Here is a 17692-nt window from a genome sequence, read left to right as displayed (position 1 = left end):
GCCCTCAGTGCATCCGCAGCCACAAGGTCACCAGCACGGTCGCGGCCATCAGCCAGGCCACCGTGGCCAGCGCCAGCGACGCCTCCAGGCGCAGGCGGTCGACCAGCACATACAGGGTCGCCAGGTACACGAAGTACGGAATGATCGACCACATGCCAAACAGGATGGTGGTCTTCAGGTCGGCAATGCTGCGCCCCTTGCCGACAATGTAGTGGGCAATCAGCGCAAAGGTGGGGAACAGCGGTACCAGCCCGGCGATGTAGTAGTTGCGCGTCTTCGACAGCATCGCCAGCAGCAGTACCACGCCAGCGCCAAGGGCAGCTTTGAATACCAGGTCCACATCGTCTTCCAGGTCAGGGTGCGGGGTCAGCCGAGGCCGTATTTTTTAACTTTGTCGAACAGCGTGGTCTTGGCCATGCCCAGCTCCTGGCTGGCCTGGCTGAGGTTGCCACCGGTGCGCTGCAGGGCATCACTCAGCAGGTTGCGCTCGAACGCTTCCACGGCCTCGGCAAAGCCCAGGCCCTGGCTGGCGGCCCCGCTGGGGCCTTTCTTGAATGCTGGCAGGCCGAGCGCATAGCGTTCGGCCACGTTGCGCAACTCGCGCACGTTGCCCGGCCAGTCGTGGGCCATCAGGCGTGACAGCGTCTGGCTGTCCAGCGTTGGCATCTCGCGGTCGAAGCGCAGGGCCGACTGCTGCAGGAAGTGTTCGAACAGCTGCAGGATATCTTCACGGCGCTCGCGCAGCGGGGGCAGCTCCAGGGTGACCACGTTCAGCCGGTAGTACAGGTCGCTGCGGAACTGGCCAGTCTGGCCCAGGGTGTCGAGGTCGGCCTTGGTCGCAGCGATCACCCGGCAGTCCACCGGGATGCTCTGGTTCGAGCCCAGCCGCTCCAGGGTGCGCTCTTGCAGCACGCGCAGCAGCTTGATCTGAAGGTTGATCGGCATGCTCTCCACTTCATCGAGGAACAGCGTGCCACCGTTGGCGTGTTCGATCTTGCCGATGCGGCGTTTACCGGCACCGGTGAACGCATTGGCCTCGTGGCCGAATATCTCGCTCTCGAACAGGTTTTCTGGCAGGCCGCCACAGTTCAGCGCCACGAACGGCTGCCCCTGGCGGCGGCTGAAGTCGTGCAGGCAGCGGGCGACCAGCTCCTTGCCGGTGCCGGTTTCGCCTTCGATCAGCACGTTGGCCGAGGTATCGGCAACGTTGACAATCAGTTCGCGCAAGTCCTGCATGGCCGATGAGCGGCCAATGATGCGCCCCTCCAGGCTGCTCTGTTCGGCCAGTTGCCGGCGCAAGGCCACCACTTCGCGGGACAGGCCACGGTGTTCCAGTGCGCGGCGCACCACGTCGACCAGGCGTTCCGGGGAAAACGGCTTTTCCATGAAGTCATAGGCGCCGTTGCGCATGGCGCCTACCGCCATGTCGATATCGCCGTGGCCGGTGATCAGCACCACCGGCAGGCTGCGGTCACGGGCCTTCAGGCGGTTAAGCAGCTCCAGGCCATCGATGCCTGGCAAGCGGATGTCGCTGACGACGATGCCGGCGAAATCCTCGCCGATGCGCTCCAGCGCCTGTTCGGCGCTGCCCACACCTTCGCAGGCGATGTCCTCCAGGGCCAGTGCCTGTTGGCAGCCGAGCAGCACATGCGGGTCGTCTTCGACGATCAGGACAGTAAGAGGCGCTTGGTTCATGGGTGCTCTGCCAATTCGCTAGGGGGGGAGACCAGCGGCAAGGCCAGGACAAAGGCCGTGCCGCCAGTGGCGGGGTGCTCGACGTTGAGGCTGCCCTTGGCGGCCGCCGCAAGGCTCGCCGACAGGGTCAGGCCCAGGCCCAGGCCATGCTCGCCCGGTTTGGTGGTGAAGAACGGTTCGAACAGGTGCTTGCGCGCTTCTGCGTCGATGCCGTGACCATTGTCGCGCACTTGCAAACGGTACTTGTCGCCCTGCAGTTCGCCTTCCAGCCACAGCTCGGGCGACGGCTGCGCGGCCATGGCATCCAGGGCGTTGCCGATCAGGTTGACCAGGATCTGCTCCAGGCGGGTCTGGTCGATGGCCAGTTGTTGGTCCTCGAACTGGTGATGCAATTGCAGGTGGCAAGCGCTGATGCGGTTGGCCAGCACCTGCAAGGTGGCTTCCACCGCCTTGGCCAGCGAGGCCTGGCCGCTGTCGTCACCGCGCCGGGCAAACGAGCGCAGGCTGGCGGTGATGCGGCCCATGCGGTCGATCAGGTCATTCATGGTGCGCAGGTTGGTACTGGCAGTGTCCAGCGCCCCGCGTTCCAGGAAACGCACGGTGTTGCCGGACAAGGTGCGCAGCGCGGCCAGCGGCTGGTTCAGCTCGTGGGCGATGCTGGTGGACATCTGCCCGATGGCCGCCAGCTTGCCGGCCTGTACCAGCTCGTCCTGGGCGTGGCGCAGGGTCTGCTCGGCATGCCGGCGCTCGCGAATCTGGCCTTTCAGGCGTTCGTTGCTGGCGCGCAGGTCGGCGGTGCGTTCGGCGATTCGCCGCTCCAGCTGACTGTTGGCTTCTTCCAGCGCCTCGCGGGCGGCCAGGCGGGTGGCGATGACCTTGCGCCGCTCGTTCCAGGCAATGCCGAGGATGGCCAGCAAGGCGAAGGCCACGCCTACCAGGATGCCTTGCACCATGGATTCGCGGCGCAAGTCCTGCAGCGGGGTCAGGAGGGTGAAGTGCCAGGGGGTATCGGCCAGGCGGCGGGTCTGGGCCAGGTACGCCACTTCGTGGGGCTTGCTCTGGGCGGTTTCAGTGTTGGCCGGGAAGGTCAGCTTTTCGACGCCGTCGGCCAGGGTTTCCCGGGCCAAGGGTTGCAACTCGTTCAGCGGCCACCAGTAATACTGCAGGCTGCGCGCCAGGCGCTCCTTGATTTGCGGGGTCAGCGGACGCACCGACTTCAGGCGCCGGGCCGGGTCGCTGGAAAGGATGATGATGCCGTTCTCGTCGCTGACGAAGGCTTCCAGGCGGGCACGCTGCCAACGCTCCTCCAGGGTGTCCAGGCGCACCTTGATCACCGCCACGCCAATGATCTTGCCGTGTTCTTCCAGGCCGTGGGCCAGGTAGTAACCGGCTTCGCCCGTGGTGCTGCCGATGCCGTAGAAGCGCCCGGGCTCCCCACGCACGGCGGTCTGGAAGTAGGCGCGGAACGACAGGTCTTCACCCAGGAACGAGTCGGCATCGCGCCAGTTGCTGGTGGCCTGCACCCGTCCATTGGTATCGAGGACGAAGATGGCCCGGCTGCGGCTGCGCCGGTTCAGGCCTTCAAGGTATTCGTTGACTGCCTGTCGCGAGCCACCGTCAGGTTCGGTGAGCAAGTGCGAGACGCTGTCTTCGAGCTCCAGCAGGCTCGGCAGGTAGGTGTACTTGCTGATTTCGCTCTCTACCGTGCGCGCGTGCAGCTCCAGCTGGCGTTCGCCATTTTCGCTGAGGCTGCGGATGCCGTTGCTTTCGCTGATCAGATAGCCAGCCAGGCCCAGCCCGACCATCAGCAGGATGATCAGTGGCGGTATCAGCAATTGGCGTATCAGGCGGGAATTCACGGCAGGCTTGGCAGGGAGAAGAAGCGAAGGGTCGCATTTCATCACAGTGGCCTTGTCACGACCAGCGCCTGCTGCCCGAAAGGCAGCGGCGCCGACCGTTTCAGTGAAGCAAAATCAGTGTTGCAGGATCTTGCTGAGGAAGTGCTGGGTGCGTTCGTGGCGGGCCGTCGGGTCACCGAAGAAGGCTTCCTTCTGGCAGTCCTCGATGATGTTGCCCTTGTCCATGAAGATCACGCGGTTGGCCACCTTGCGGGCAAAGCCCATTTCGTGGGTCACGCACATCATGGTCATGCCCTCGTGGGCCAGCTCGACCATCACGTCCAGCACTTCGTTGACCATTTCCGGGTCCAGCGCCGAGGTTGGTTCGTCGAACAGCATGACGATCGGGTCCATCGACAGCGCGCGGGCGATGGCCACGCGCTGCTGCTGCCCGCCGGACAACTGGCCCGGATGCTTCTTGGCGTGGGCGCTGAGGCCGACGCGCTCGAGCAGGGCCAGGCCCTTCTTGGTCGCTTCCGCTTCGCTGCGGCCCAGGACCTTGCGTTGGGCAATGGTCAGGTTTTCGGTGATGGTCAGGTGCGGGAACAGCTCGAAGTGCTGAAACACCATGCCCACCCGCGAGCGCAGCTTGGGCAGGTTGGTCTTTGGGTCGGCGATCGAGGTACCGTCGACCACGATATCGCCTTTCTGGAACGGCTCCAGCGCGTTGACGCACTTGATCAGGGTGGATTTGCCCGAGCCCGAAGGGCCGCAGACCACCACCACTTCACCCTTTTTCACCTCGGTGGTGCAGTCGGTCAGCACCTGGAAGTCGCCGTACCACTTGTTGACGTTCTTGATGGAAATCATACGGTGATCCTTTTTTGCAGGCGCTTGACCAGCCACGAAGCGGAGAAGCTGATGATGAAGTACACGACACCGGCGAAGATCAGGAACTCATGGGAGCGCCCGATGATGTCGCCGTTGGAGCGTGCCGAGTTGAGGAAGTCCACCAGGCCCACGGTGTACACCAGCGAGGTGTCCTGGAACAGGATGATGCTCTGCTGCAGCAGCAGCGGGGTCATCTTGCGGAATGCCTGCGGCAGGATGATCAGGCGCATGGTCTGGCTGTAGGTCATGCCCAGGGCCTGGGCGGCGCCCATCTGGCCCTTGGAGATCGACTGCACGCCGGCACGGACGATTTCGCAGAAGTACGCGGCCTCGAACATCATGAACGCGACCACGCACGAGGTGAAGGCCCCGACCGGGGTGTCTTCGCCAGTGATCCAGCGCAGCACGAAGGGTACCGCCAGGTAGAACCAGGTGATCACCAGCAGCAACGGGATGGAGCGGAAGTAGTTGACGTAGGCGCCGGCTACCCGCGACATCAGCTTGCTGGACGACAGGCGCATCAGGGCCAGGATGGTACCGAGCACGATACCGCCGACCACGCCCATGGCCATCAGCTGCAAGGTCATGATCATGCCGTCCCAGAGGGCAGGCAGGGCCGGGATGATTTCGCTGAAATCCATTTCCATTTATTTGCCCCCCACGGAAATCAGGCCGGGCACGGCGACTTTCTTCTCGACCATACGCATCAGCAGCATCAGGCCCATGTTCAGGGTGAAGTAGATCAGCGTGGCCAAGGTGAAGGCCTCGAACAGGTTGGCGGAGAACTCGGCCGTTTGCTTGGTCTGCGCCAGAAGCTCCATCAGGCCGATCAGCGACGCCACCGAGGAGTTCTTGAACACGTTGAGGAATTCTGACGTAAGCGGCGGAATGATGATCCGGTAGGCCTGCGGCAGCAGCACATTGGTGTAGATCTGCGACAGGCTGAAGCCCATGGCCCTGGCGGCGGCTTCCTGGCCACGGGGCAGCGCCTGGATGCCGGTCCGCACCTGCTCGCAAACACGGGCGGCGGTGAACAGGCCGAGGCAGACAACCACGCTGATCAGCGCCGAAGTGGTCGGGTTCAGGTCTTGCTTGAACCATTCCTGCAGGCCTTCGGGCAGCAGGTCCGGCACCAGGAAGTACCAGATGAACAGCTGTACCAGCAGTGGCACGTTGCGGAACAGTTCCACGTAAGCGGTGGCAATACCCGACACCAGCCGGTTTGGCACCGTACGCATGACGCCCAGCACCGACCCCAGTAGCAAGGCGATGATCCAGGCGGAAATGGCGATGGCGATGGTCCAGCCCAGACCGGTGATGTACCAGTCCAGATAGGTTTCGCTGCCCACGCCGGTGGACTTGAAGAACACGCCCCAGTCCCAGTTGTAATTCATCGGGATTTCCCCTCAGACGGTTGTTTCACGGGCACCTTCCAACATCCGAGGGCGCAACGCCCTCGGATGAAAGGTTAGACACTAACGGGTGGCCTGCAGGTTTAATTCGCGCTTTGCAGCGCATCAGGCCACTGGCTGGGGGTCAGGATTTCTTCTCGTCCGCTGCCTTGTCGGTCGGCTCGGCGATCAGCTTTTTCAGCTCGTCGCTCATCGGGAAGCTCAGGTTCAAGCCCTTTGGCGGGATCGGCTGGTTGAACCACTTGTCGTAGCTTTTGTTGACTTCGCCCGACTTGAAATAGCCGACGATGGCGTCATCCACCGCTTTCTTGAATGCCGCGTCATCCTTGCGCACCATGCAGCCGTAGATTTCGTACGATTGTGGGGTACCGGTGATAACCCAGTCAGCAGGCTTGCGCGCCTTGGCCATTTCGCCGGCGAGCAGTGCGTCGTCCATCATGAAGGCCACGGCGCGGCCGCTTTCGAGCATGTTGAAGGCTTCACCGTGGTCCTTGGCGGAAATCACGTTCATCTTCATCTGCTTGTCAGCGTTCATGGCCTTGAGCAGGCGCTCGGAAGTGGTGCCTGCGGTGGTCACGACGTTTTTGCCAGCCAGGTCCGGGAAGTCCTTGTAGGCTGGCTGACCGTCCTTGACCTTGGTCAGCAGGCGGGTACCGACTTCAAAGATGCCCACGGTGAAGCCGACTTGCTGCTGGCGCTCGACGTTGTTGGTGGTGGAGCCGCATTCCAGGTCGACGGTGCCGTTCTGCACCAGCGGGATGCGGGTCTGGGAGGTGACCAGGTTGTACTTGACCTTGATGTCCGTACCCAGTTGCTTCTTCAGGGCGTCGACGACAGCCAGCTGGATGTCATGCGAGTAGCCCACGGGCTCGGGCTTGCCGGCCAGGTAGGAAAACGGAATGGAGGAGTCGCGGTGCCCCAGGGTGATGGTGCCTGAGTCCTTGATCTTCTTCAGGGTGCCGGTGAGCTCCTCGGCCATGGCCGGCGAAGCGATGACTGCAGCCGCGATGGCGGCGCCCAGCAATTGACGAACGATACGCATCAAATTTCCCTCGACGTGTTTGTTTTTTTTATGGAGCCGTTGGCGGACTCTTTCGTTCAACGAATACCGCATGAAGCGGGTGCATTCGGCTACCAAGTGTAGAGCATGAGTCGTGCCAAGCTCTGGTTCAGATCATAACGCTGTGTAAACACTGGGAATTAATCTTTTTTGACCATTAGATGTTGCGGCGCTTGGTACGGCTTTCCGAATGATGGCTCGATCATCGTTCGGCAATCCGAATGAGTGCTCGCGCCTTGCAGTGGGTAGGATCTATCTACCGCTGAACTGATCCCGGTACGTGATGTTCTGGCAGGCCCAACTCATGGAGGCCAGCCATGGCGCCGCCAAGCAACGTAATACCCACCGGTTCGGTAGATCACCTGATAGCCCGGCAATTACCCGCGTGGATGACCAACGGCTGGGAGGAGCAAGTCCTTGCACTGCGCCAGGCAATGCACGCACAGCAAGCCTGCGCGGAGCGCATGCAGCGTTTCTTTGCAGATATTCCCGCGCTTGATGCGTTCGCAGCGCCATTACTGGAGGCGGCGTTACGTGAGCAGGGGCTGGTGGGCGACGTGCGTGTGATGAAGGTCGTGATCACGCAGGATATCCAGTATCCGTCTGCTGCCGAAAAGCTCTACCAGCCCATGGTGACCTTCAGCTCTCGGCAAAGTCTGCTTGCGGCCGCAATGCATAACTTCGCCAGCGATGAGCTGCAGCCCTCCATCCATCGCCACGCCCACCTGACCGGCGAGCGGGGAGAGCGCCTGCCGCTGAGTTTCGAGCGCTTCGCCGGTCTGTGTCGCACGCTGGATATCGGGGCGCGCTACCAGGCGAAACTGATGTCGGTGCTGCGACCGACCCGCTCAGGTCGTGGCCAGACCACGGCACAGGCGCGCCGAGAGGTAGAGGAACTGTTCGAGAATGCGCTGCGGTCGCGGCTGGATGTCGCGGTACGTGAAGGCGTCTTCAAGGGGCAATTGAGCAGTTTCGAACATGACTGCATGTCAGCCTTCTTCACATCGCAGCCTGCTATCGCCGCGCCCTCGTCGTCGGTCACGCCCCGCCAGCTTTACCTGCTGGGCAAACGCATCGTCGGCGTGATCACGGTGGAGATCCGGCGCAAGGTGGATGACAGCCTGGAAAGCGTGATCGCCTGGATCCCTGGCAGCCCTGGCCAGGCATTGTTCCGACATGCTTCCTGGCAGGCGTTGTACGAGGCGATCGGGTTGGCACTGCGTGCGTCTGCGTACCGGGAATTCTTCGGCCGGTTCATCCGGGCGCAGGATCGGCCCGCATTCAACAAGGCGGTGGGAGCGCTGCTGGCGAAGGATGCAAGCAAAGCGGCCATCGAGCTGGACGGGCGCAACCTGAGCATCGACAAGCCGTTGTTTGCCTACGCAGGCACTCAGCAGATAGACAAGATTTTTGCCGACGCCCGCTACCTGGCTGTACCGACCGGCGATGAGGACCTGGCCGCCCGCCATGAGCGGCTGCGCAGCATGGTATCGGCCTGGCTGGACCTGTTGGGCTGGGCAGGCCTTTTCGTGCCTGTGCTGGGTGAGCTGATGCTGGTGGTCAGTGCGGCGCAATTGCTCGATGGCATCTATGAGGGCTATCAGGACTGGCGCCTGGGCGACCGCCAGGCAGCTCTGGGTCACCTGTTCGACGTGGCGCAAGCGCTGGTGGTTGCCGGTGCTACTGCAGGCGCGATTCACACCATAACGCGTACCCCGTTTGTCGATGAGCTTGTTCCAAGGTTCCGGGACGGCGTGGTGAAACTGGGGTTCGAGCGGGATCTGCCGCACATGGAGAGCAACTCGGCCGTATTGCTGCAAGACCTGCAGCCTGCGGCACTTTCCCGCCTGATCTCGGACGATGCCCTGGACCTGTTACGCGTTACTGGCCTTGACCTGGAGCGAGTTCGCCGGTTGCGAGTGGAAAATGCGCCAGCGCCTGCTCGCTTGCTCGATGCCCACGAGCGCTGGCAACTGCATAAAAGCGACCCCACCCTGACGGGCGCAGCGTTCGAGCAGGCACTGGACGGCCTGCGTGAACCAGCCACTGAGCAGCAGGCCTTGCTGATGGCTGCTTTCAAAGGGCTGAGCCCGCGAGCCGCCCAGGAAGTCATCGATCATTCGAGCAGTGCTTTGCTCGAACGCCTCGGCCCGGGCAAGCCAATCCCTTTGAGCCTGGCCGAGCGTGCGCGCTGGTCTGTGCGCGAGAGCCGCCTGGACCGTGCCTGCCTGGGGATCAGATTGCCGCAGGCGATCAACGTCGACAGTGAAAGCCTGGTATTCGGGCTTCTTGCCCGCAAGGCGCCCTGGCCGGATAACGTGCGCATCGAGTTGCGAGAGGGCAGTTCGCAAGGGCCGGTGTTGTTCGCCACCGGTGATGGCGGCAGTGAGCTGACCCGGATCGTGGTCAGGAACGAATGGCGGTACCGCTTCGCAGAGGCTGCCGCCACGCTGGAGGAGCCGCTGCTCAAGGTGGTGCTTGAATGCCTGGATGGCAGTCAGAAAGCCGTTTTAGGCGATCCCGGCCTCACCGTGAAGCAATTGCGCGCGTGGCTTCTGGAACAAGCCAAGGGGGACCGGGATCTGGCTGCGCAGACCATGGGGTTGCCTGCTGCCGAGACGCGCCTGCGGCCGCCGCGACGTTTTGCCGACGGCCGCTTGGGCTATTCACTGAGCGGAAGAGGCGGGGAAAGCAGCTACCAGGCGATCAGGCGTGGCATTCATCAGATCTTCCCGACACTCAGCGAACTGCAACTGGATGCCTACCTGGCTGCAGTGCGGGCCCGGGGAGTAAATATCTGGGATCATTACCTGGCGTTGCAACGCCAGCTCGAGAGCTTGCGAAACGCGTTGACCGAGTGGCAAGCCGCATGGAGTACTCCGGTGGAAGCGCTACGTCGCAGGCGTGTTGCCGACACACTGCGACGTAGCTGGCGGCGCAAGCTGGTTGATGTGAATGATCATTACGAACTGCTCATCAGCGGCGAGCACATCGCCGGCTTGCCCACGTTGCCCGAAGGCGTCGACTTCGCCCATGTCAGGCGGCTGGTACTGCGGGACATGGGGCTGCAGACAATTGATGAGGACTTCCTTCGTCGCTTTCCCAACATTGTCGAGCTTGATCTCAGCAATAACAGGCTTACGGCCATTCCAGCAGGCATTGAGCGGCTGGTGCAGTTGCGCAGGATCGACCTTTCCAACAACCGCATAACCATCGACGCTATTGGCAATCGACAGCTGGCTCAGTTGTCACTGCTCGAGTCCATCGAACTGAGTTTCAACCCCGAATTGCAGGCGCCGGACCTCTCCGGCTTGCGCCACGTGCGTCACCTGTACCTGCGCTCTACTGGACAGGTCGATATCCGTCAGTTACTGGAGCGGGCTTCGTGGCGGGCGCTGGTGGACTTGCGTGATAACCGCATTACCGAGCTGCAAGACGAGGTGCATGGGCTTACGCGCCGGCTGCAGCAATTAGAGCTGCATGACAACCCGTTGAACGACACCAGCCGCAATTACCTCGAGCAAGTGCGGGCGGGGGGGCAGAGTCAGGGCGGGGCGCGCGGCCGTCCTGCCCGCCAGCATGCCCAGGCCGATGGTGAGGTGCGTGAAGCGCTGGTAGAAAGCCGCCAGGTACAGCGACGCCTGCGACGCGAGGGGATATGGAACCGTCTTTCCAGCGAGCCAGGCTCCGAAGACTTGTTCAGATTTCTCGCCGAACTCACTCATTCTGAGGACTTTGCCGAGAGTTCAGCTCTTTATCGCAGGCGTATATGGAGCATCCTTGAAGCCTGTGAACAGAGCGAGGAGCTACGCGAAGCGATTTTCCGCGAAGTTGGCAGCGTGCTCACCTGCGAGGATCGCCTGTTGTACCTGCTCAACCAGCTGGAGGTAGGTGTGCTGGTGCAGCGCGGAATTTCCGGGCTGCCAGCGGCCATGGTGGAGCAGCGCCTGGTTGAGTTGGGGCGACAGCTGCATCGTCTTGACCGCGTCGATACCATCGCCGCTCGACATGTCGAGCGGCTACGCAACCAAGGAGCGCGTAACGTTGACGAGGTTGAAGTGCGCTTGTACTTCCGCAACCAGCTTGCTCGAGTGCTGGAGTTGCCCGTGCATGCGGACGAAATGCATTACGCATCCGTGGCACAGGTAGGTGAGGCCGACCTGGTCAAAGCCCAGGTCGATGTATTGCAACACGAAACCCCTGAGCAAGTTCTCGATTCGCTGGTTCAACGCCCGTTCTGGCAGCGTTATGTGCGCAGGCATTATACCGAGCGTTTCGAAGCGCTTGCCGAGCCTTACCATGCACAGCTGGTCGAGCTGGAGGGGAGAGCGCATACCGAAGGCGATCAGGTCTATCTCGAAGGCGCCGATATTTTGATGCACGCTCTGCAAGCGGAAGAGGAGGTGCTCATCCGCACATTGGCCAGGGAGGCCTGGGAGCGGATGAGCCGGTCGTGACCAACCGCAGCATCTGGTTTCCAGTGCTGCGGCGTAACCCATTGTGAATCAGGCGGCGTGAGTGCGCGCCTGGTTCTCTTCGAGCCGCTGCAGGTAGTCTTTCAAGGCCTGCTGCTCCTGTGCGGTAGTGAAAAGACCCAGCTTGGTACGACGCCAGAGAATGTCCTCGGCAGTGCTGGCCCATTCGCTGCTGCGCAGGTAATCCACCTCGCGGCAGAACAGACCACCGCCGATGGATGCCCCGAGGTCCTGCGGCCCGTGCACGCCTTCGAGCAACTGCCAGACGCGGCTGCCATAGGTGACCGCCCAGCGTTTGGCGATGTCGGCTGGCAACCAGCCACAGCGAGCCAGAATTGCGTCGACCAGCGCCTGGGGCGTAGTCATTTCCTCGCCGCCCGGGAGCGCGGACGTAGCAGTCCAGCTTGCGCTCATTTGGGCAAAATACGGCTTCAACTCGGCCATCGCCGATTCGGCGAGCTTGCGGTAGGTGGTGAGCTTGCCACCGAATACCGACAAAAGAGGCGCCTGGCCTTCACCTGCAGACAAGGCCAGGGTGTAGTCACGGGTGACGGCTGACGGGTTGTCCGATTCGTCGTTGCACAGCGGCCGAACCCCAGAATACGTGTGCTGGATATCGCTGCGGCCGAGCTGATGGTTAAAGTGCTCATTCACCACTTTCAGCAAGTAGTCGGTTTCTTGCTCCGTGATCTTCACCTGTGCGGGGTCACCGCTGTATTCCCGGTCGGTGGTGCCAATCAGGGTAAAGCGTTCCAGGTAAGGAATGCAGAAGACAATACGCTGGTCTTCGTTCTGCAGGATGTAGGCGTGTTCGCCTTCATACAGCCGCGGCACGATGATGTGGCTGCCCTGGATCAGGCGGATACCGTAAGGCGCCTCAAGCTTCAGGTCGTCCTTGATGAAGCTGGCGACCCACGGGCCGGCGGCGTTGACCAGGGCACGGGCGCGAATGCTTTGCAGGCTGCCATCGGCGTGCTGCAGGTCCACCTGCCACAGCCCATCGATACGCTCGGCGCGCAAACAGCGGGTACGGGTATGCACATGTGCACCGTGCTCGCGGGCCGCCATGGCATTGAGCACCACCAGGCGGGCGTCATCCACCGCACAGTCGGCATATTCGAAACCGCGGGTGATGGGAGGCTTGAGCGGGTAGCCCGGGCCGAATCGCAGGCTACGCGAAGCGCCCAGGCGCTTGCGTTTGCCCAGGTTATCGTAGAGGAACAGGCCGGCGCGGATCATCCAGGCAGGGCGCAAGTGCGGGCGGTGCGGCAGCACGAAGCGCATCGGCCTGACGATATGCGGCGCCTTGGCCAGCAGCACTTCACGCTCGGCCAGTGCTTCACGCACCAGGCGGAACTCGTAGTGCTCCAGATAGCGCAGGCCGCCGTGGATCAGCTTGCTGCTCGCAGAAGAGGTGTGCTGGGCCAGATCATCCTTTTCGCAAAGGAATACCTTCAGGCCGCGCCCGGCGGCGTCGGCAGCGATGCCCACGCCATTGATGCCGCCGCCGATCACGGCGAGGTCATAGCAGTCGGCGATGGGGGGCTGGGACGGAACGGGCTGGGACACGGGCAAGGCCTCCTGAGGCTGTTCATAGCGAATATGAACATTTATGTTCGTTTCCGAAAATATTAGCGCAACAGGAAGCCGGTCGCCAGTCAGTCTTTATAGAAAAAACTGATCAGATGACAGGAAAGTGAACATTTACGAAAATTTTCGCGTTCGGGGTGTCCCGTTTCGCAGGTGTGGCGCCTGACCGATCGAGCGCCGCCCCACAGCACGCCTCAAACCACCTCAACCCGGACTTTGTACTGGGTAAGCAACTGACCGAGACCGTCCGTCGGCGGCTGGTCGGTGACCAGGCAATCGACCAGGCTGATCGACCCCAGGCGCACCATGGCATTGCGCCCGAATTTGCTCGAGTCGGCCGCAAGGACCACCTGGCGGGCATTGGCGATGATGGCCTGGGATACCCGTACTTCCTGGTAATCGAAGTCCAGCAAGCTGCCGTCCTCATCGATGCCACTGATGCCCACCAGGGCGAAATCGACCTTGAACTGGCTGATGAAATCGACGCTGGCCTGGCCGACCACGCCGCCATCTCGGCGCACCGTGCCACCCGCGATCAACACTTCGAAATCTTCCTTGGCGGCCAGGATCGCTGCCACGTGCAGGTTGTTGGTGATGACCTTGAGGTGATTGTGGTTGAGCAGCGCCCGGGCAATGGATTCGGTGGTGGTACCAATGTTGATGAACAGCGAGGCATGGTCGGGAATCTGCCGGGCCACGGCTTCGGCGATGCGTTGCTTTTCGTCGCGCATCTGGTCAGCGCGCATGGCATAGGCAGTGTTTTCGATGCTCGAATCATACGCTGCACCCCCGTGGTAACGGCGCAGCAGGTTGAGTTCGGCCAGTTGATTGATATCACGGCGGATGGTTTGCGGCGTAACGACAAACAGCTGCGCCATTTCTTCGATACTGACGTAACCGCGCTCGCGCACCAGTTCGAGGATTTGTTGTTGGCGGGGAGGCAGATTCATGGGCGGTCCTTTGGGGCAGCCGGACAAATTCTGCAATGATGCCGTAGGAAGCGGATGACAGCCAGTAGACGATTGGGGCCGCGTGACGGCCCCACGTCGTGTTACGCCTCGTGATCTTCCCAGTCACGGGTACGTTCGACGGCCTTTTTCCAGCCGGCATACAGCTTTTCTTTCTGCGCCTGATCCAGTTGCGGGCTGAATTCGCGCTCGATGATTGCCTTGTCGCGCAGTTCGTCCAGGCCGCTCCAGAAGCCGCAGGCCAGGCCGGCCAGGTAGGCAGCACCAAGGGCGGTAGTCTCGCGCATCTTCGGCCGCTCCACGCAGGTACCGAGGATGTCGGCCTGGAACTGCATGAGGAAATTGTTGGCGACCGCGCCACCGTCCACACGCAGTTCCGACAGGCGCTGGCCGCAGTCCTGTTGCATTGCGTCGAGCACATCGCGAGTCTGATAGGCGATCGACTCCAGCGCGGCGCGGATGATGTGATCCACCTTCACCCCGCGGGTCAGGCCGAACAGCGCCCCGCGGGCGTACGGGTCCCAGTACGGTGCACCCAGGCCGGTGAAGGCCGGGACCAGATACACGCCGTTGCTGTCCTTGACCTTGCTGGCGAAATACTCGGTATCCAGCGCGTCATTGACGATTTTCAGCTCGTCACGCAGCCACTGTACGGTTGAGCCGCCGTTGAACACGGCACCTTCCAGCGCATAGGCCACTTCGCCACGGGGGCCACAGGCGATGGTGGTGAGCAGGCCATGGGACGATTTCACAGCCTTGTCGCCGGTGTTCATCAGCAGGAAGCAACCGGTGCCGTAGGTGTTCTTGGCCTGGCCTGGCTCTACGCACATCTGGCCGAACAGGGCAGATTGCTGGTCGCCGGCGATACCGGCAATGGCAATCCCGCTCTTGGTGTGACCGTACACTTCCGAGGAAGGGCGCACCTCGGGCAGCATCTGCCGCGGGATACCGAGGATTTCCAGGAGCTTGTCGTCCCATTGCAGGCTATGGATGTTGAACATCAGCGTGCGCGAGGCGTTGGTGTAGTCAGTGACGTGCACCTTGCCACCGGAGAACTTCCAGATGAGCCAGGTATCGATGGTGCCGAACAGCAGTTCGCCACGCTCGGCGCGTTCGCGGGCACCTTCGACATTGTCGAGGATCCACTTCAGCTTGGTACCGGAGAAGTACGGGTCGGTGACCAGGCCGGTGGTTTCGCGAATATAGTCTTCATGGCCGTCACGCTTGAGCTGGGCACATATCTCAGTGCTTCGGCGGCACTGCCAGACTACCGCGTTGTACACCGGGCGACCGGTTTCCTTGTCCCACACCACGGTGGTTTCGCGCTGGTTGGTGATACCCAGTGCGGCAACCTGTGCGTGGCTTATACCTGCCTGGGCCAAGGCCTCAACCATGGTCGCGCTCTGGGTGGCGAAGATTTCCATCGGGTCGTGTTCGACCCAGCCCGCCTGCGGATAGTGCTGGGCGAACTCGCGCTGGGAGGTGCCCACCACATTGGCGTCACGATCGAAGATGATCGCTCGCGAACTGGTGGTGCCCTGGTCCAGGGCGATGATGTAGTTCTTGTCCTGGGTGTCTGTCATGGTCTTAGGCCTTGCATGAATAGGGGGTCAGGGCTGGGCGTGATGCCGGCATCAATTGACTTGAGTATCGCCCTGGCGATTGTCATTTGTCTCAGGGTTTGCGGCTGTTGCCGTTGGCAGGTTGCGGGCAATCAGGCCACGATAGGTCGCGGCACCCAGGCAGGCGCCAAGGATCGGTGCGAACAGCGGAACCAGGAAGTAAGGGATGTCTCGTCCACCCGTGAAGGCGACTTCGCCCCAACCGGCCAGGAAGGTCATGAGTTTTGGCCCGAAATCGCGGGCCGGGTTCATGGCGAAGCCGGTCAACGGGCCCATGGCGCTGCCGATCACTGCAATCAGCAGGCCGATCAGCAGCGGGGCCATGGCGCCGCGCGGCAGGCCGTTGTTGTCATCGGTCAGGGCCATGATCACGGCCATCAGGATGGCGGTGATCACCACTTCCACCAGGAACGCCTGGCCGGTGGACAGCGAGGGATGCGGGTAAGTGGAGAACACCGAGGCCAGCTCCAGGCTGGCTTCGCTGCCGCGCAGCATGCTGTGCGCCTGTTCGAAATCGAAGAACAGGCTGCTGTACAGCGTGTAGACAAGTGCCGCCCCACAGAACGCGCCGCAGACCTGGGCCAGCATGTAGAAAGGCAGCTTGCGCTTGTCGAAGTCGGCAAACAGGGTCAGGGCGATGCTCACGGCCGGGTTCAGGTGAGCGCCGGAAATACCGGCCGTGAGGTAGATGGCCATGCTGACGCCAACGCCCCAGATGATACTGATTTCCCACAAGCCAAAGCTGGCGCCCGCGACCTTCAGCGCAGCGACGCAGCCGGTGCCGAAAAAGATCAGCAGGGCAGTGCCGAGAAATTCGGCAAGGCATTGGCTGGACAACGTGGGTTGGCGTAGAGCAGTCGTCATGTATGACCTCGTTTTTTTTGTTGTGAGGCGCGTGGCGCTCGACAGCAAAGCCCGGTGTCTATCCCCTTGACCCCAGGCAGATGTAGGAAATGCACGCTAAAAGTGCACCGTTTATTCGGAAACGAAAAAATATAGACAAGAAACGCTTATGTCAAAGGTCGAAAGTGAACGATCAGTCACGATCTGGCTGCGTATTTCTACTGCGTAGCCCCGTTGCAGCCGCGTTGTAGAACGGCGCGATTGCGGTGCGCTGGCTGGGAAGTGGGAATTGTCCTAAAGTAGCCGCCGAGCCGTCCCAGCCCGGAGCCCGTGCATGACCCCCGCCCTAGATCTGCTGAAAAAGCATCGCGCCGAACACCGCGTGCACAGTTATGAACATGACCCGAAGTCGGCCTCCTACGGCCTGGAGGCAGCGGAAAAGCTTGGCCTCGACCCACAGCAGGTTTTCAAGACGTTGCTGGCGAGCAGCGAGAAAGGCGAGTTGCTTGTAGCGGTGGTACCGGTGGTGGGCACGCTGGACCTCAAGGCCCTGGCCCATGCTGCCGGGGTGAAGAAGTGCGAGATGGCTGACCCGGCGGCGGCGCAGCGAGCCACGGGTTACCTCGTCGGCGGCATCAGCCCGCTTGGGCAAAAGAAGCGCCTGCGCACCTTCATCGATGACTCGGCGCAGAATTTTGCAACCATCCATGTCAGTGCTGGACGGCGTGGGCTGGAAGTGGAGTTGGCGGCGGTGGTGCTGGCCGAGCACACCCAGGGCAAGTTTGCCGGGATCGGCCGGGGCTGAGATTTTTGGGGCCGCCAAGCGGCCCCATATGTCGAGTCAGGTCGCCGAGCTGTGCCGACGAACCCCGTTCTCCTGCCGCGGGAGCTGCGCCGCGACACTGCCCGGCACCGGGAACAGCACGAGGTGATCGGCCTTCACCGCAATACCCACATCGCCGCCGACCTGATGGTCGACATGGCTGGGGAAAATCGCCTCCAGCTGGCTGCCGGTGGGCAACTGCAGGCGATACAGGGTCGATGCCCCGAGAAAGCTCTTGCCGACGATGCTCGCCCGCAGCTGGCTATCTGGCGCATGCACGATATCGTCCGGGCGCAACAGCACATCTACCGAGCTGCCCGGCGCCATGATGTAGGCGCGGTTGCCGCGCAATTCACCCAGCTCGGTATTGACTGCTTCGTGGCTGCTCATCTGGCCACGGATGAAGTAGCCCTGGCCGATGAAGCTGGCCACAAACGGCGTCTGCGGCTCGTGATAAAGGTTGTAGGGCGTGTCC

14 protein-coding genes are annotated in these 17692 nt (G+C 62.0%); 2 read left to right on the top strand and 12 right to left on the bottom strand.

Annotated elements, in window-relative coordinates; all coding sequences use genetic code 11:
• Positions 1–4 precede the first annotated feature (4 nt).
• The 7 genes from HP546_RS12620 to HP546_RS12590 all read right to left on the bottom strand — a co-directional run bounded on the left by HP546_RS12620 (position 5) and on the right by HP546_RS12590 (position 6878).
• Positions 5–340, bottom strand: coding sequence for a GlpM family protein (locus tag HP546_RS12620; protein WP_172225299.1), 336 nt, complete (start codon positions 338–340; stop codon positions 5–7).
• A 26-nt stretch (positions 341–366) separates the two neighbouring features.
• A complete protein-coding gene (locus HP546_RS12615) occupies positions 367–1695 on the bottom strand; it encodes a sigma-54 dependent transcriptional regulator (protein WP_172225296.1) in 1329 nt (442 codons plus the stop codon).
• The gene (locus tag HP546_RS12610) at positions 1692–3596 is read right to left on the bottom strand and encodes an ATP-binding protein (RefSeq protein ID WP_172225293.1); all 1905 of its coding nucleotides are present in this window, start codon (positions 3594–3596) and stop codon (positions 1692–1694) included. Before HP546_RS12610 ends, HP546_RS12615 begins: the two co-directional genes overlap by 4 nt.
• Positions 3597–3668: 72 nt before the next feature.
• On the bottom strand, positions 3669–4403 hold the full coding sequence (locus tag HP546_RS12605; protein ID WP_172225290.1) for an amino acid ABC transporter ATP-binding protein: 735 nt from the start codon (positions 4401–4403) through the stop codon (positions 3669–3671).
• Positions 4400–5071 carry an amino acid ABC transporter permease gene (locus HP546_RS12600; RefSeq protein ID WP_172225287.1) on the bottom strand — a complete coding sequence of 224 codons (672 nt, stop codon included), beginning with the start codon at positions 5069–5071 and terminating at the stop codon, positions 4400–4402. The genes HP546_RS12605 and HP546_RS12600 overlap by 4 nt, the downstream gene beginning before the upstream one ends.
• Entirely contained in the window at positions 5072–5818 is a 747-nt protein-coding gene (locus HP546_RS12595) for an amino acid ABC transporter permease (RefSeq protein ID WP_172225284.1), read from the bottom strand.
• Between the two features lie 142 nt (positions 5819–5960).
• A complete protein-coding gene (locus HP546_RS12590) occupies positions 5961–6878 on the bottom strand; it encodes a glutamate/aspartate ABC transporter substrate-binding protein (RefSeq protein ID WP_172225281.1) in 918 nt (305 codons plus the stop codon).
• 335 nt (positions 6879–7213) lie between these two features.
• Here HP546_RS12590 and HP546_RS12585 point away from each other — a divergent pair, with 335 nt between their 5' ends.
• Positions 7214–11353 carry an NEL-type E3 ubiquitin ligase domain-containing protein gene (locus HP546_RS12585; RefSeq protein WP_172225278.1) on the top strand — a complete coding sequence of 1380 codons (4140 nt, stop codon included), beginning with the start codon at positions 7214–7216 and terminating at the stop codon, positions 11351–11353.
• 48 nt (positions 11354–11401) lie between these two features.
• Here the strand turns inward: HP546_RS12585 and glpD are convergent, their stop codons facing one another.
• From glpD to HP546_RS12565, 4 genes are all read right to left on the bottom strand, one after another.
• Positions 11402–12940 (bottom strand): glycerol-3-phosphate dehydrogenase, encoded by a 1539-nt coding sequence (glpD, locus tag HP546_RS12580; protein WP_172225275.1) that lies wholly within the window; start codon positions 12938–12940, stop codon positions 11402–11404.
• A gap of 215 nt (positions 12941–13155) precedes the next feature.
• Entirely contained in the window at positions 13156–13911 is a 756-nt protein-coding gene (locus HP546_RS12575) for a DeoR/GlpR family transcriptional regulator (protein WP_172225272.1), read from the bottom strand.
• Positions 13912–14012: 101 nt separating this feature from the next.
• The gene (gene glpK / locus HP546_RS12570) at positions 14013–15512 is read right to left on the bottom strand and encodes a glycerol kinase GlpK (protein ID WP_172225269.1); all 1500 of its coding nucleotides are present in this window, start codon (positions 15510–15512) and stop codon (positions 14013–14015) included.
• A 51-nt stretch (positions 15513–15563) separates the two neighbouring features.
• Positions 15564–16415 carry an MIP/aquaporin family protein gene (locus tag HP546_RS12565; protein WP_172225266.1) on the bottom strand — a complete coding sequence of 284 codons (852 nt, stop codon included), beginning with the start codon at positions 16413–16415 and terminating at the stop codon, positions 15564–15566.
• A gap of 313 nt (positions 16416–16728) precedes the next feature.
• Here HP546_RS12565 and ybaK point away from each other — a divergent pair, with 313 nt between their 5' ends.
• Positions 16729–17199, top strand: coding sequence for a Cys-tRNA(Pro) deacylase (ybaK, locus tag HP546_RS12560; RefSeq protein ID WP_105945838.1), 471 nt, complete (start codon positions 16729–16731; stop codon positions 17197–17199).
• 36 nt (positions 17200–17235) lie between these two features.
• Here ybaK and HP546_RS12555 read toward each other — a convergent pair.
• Positions 17236–17692, bottom strand: a 457-nt coding sequence (locus HP546_RS12555) for a TOBE domain-containing protein (protein ID WP_172225263.1), incomplete at its 5' end; no start/stop codon positions are given.

Source organism: Pseudomonas sp. CM25, from assembly GCF_013179705.1.
Lineage (GTDB): Bacteria > Pseudomonadota > Gammaproteobacteria > Pseudomonadales > Pseudomonadaceae > Aquipseudomonas.
The sequence above is the reverse complement of the archived record's forward strand: the minus strand, read 5'-3'. Positions and strand labels throughout refer to the sequence as shown.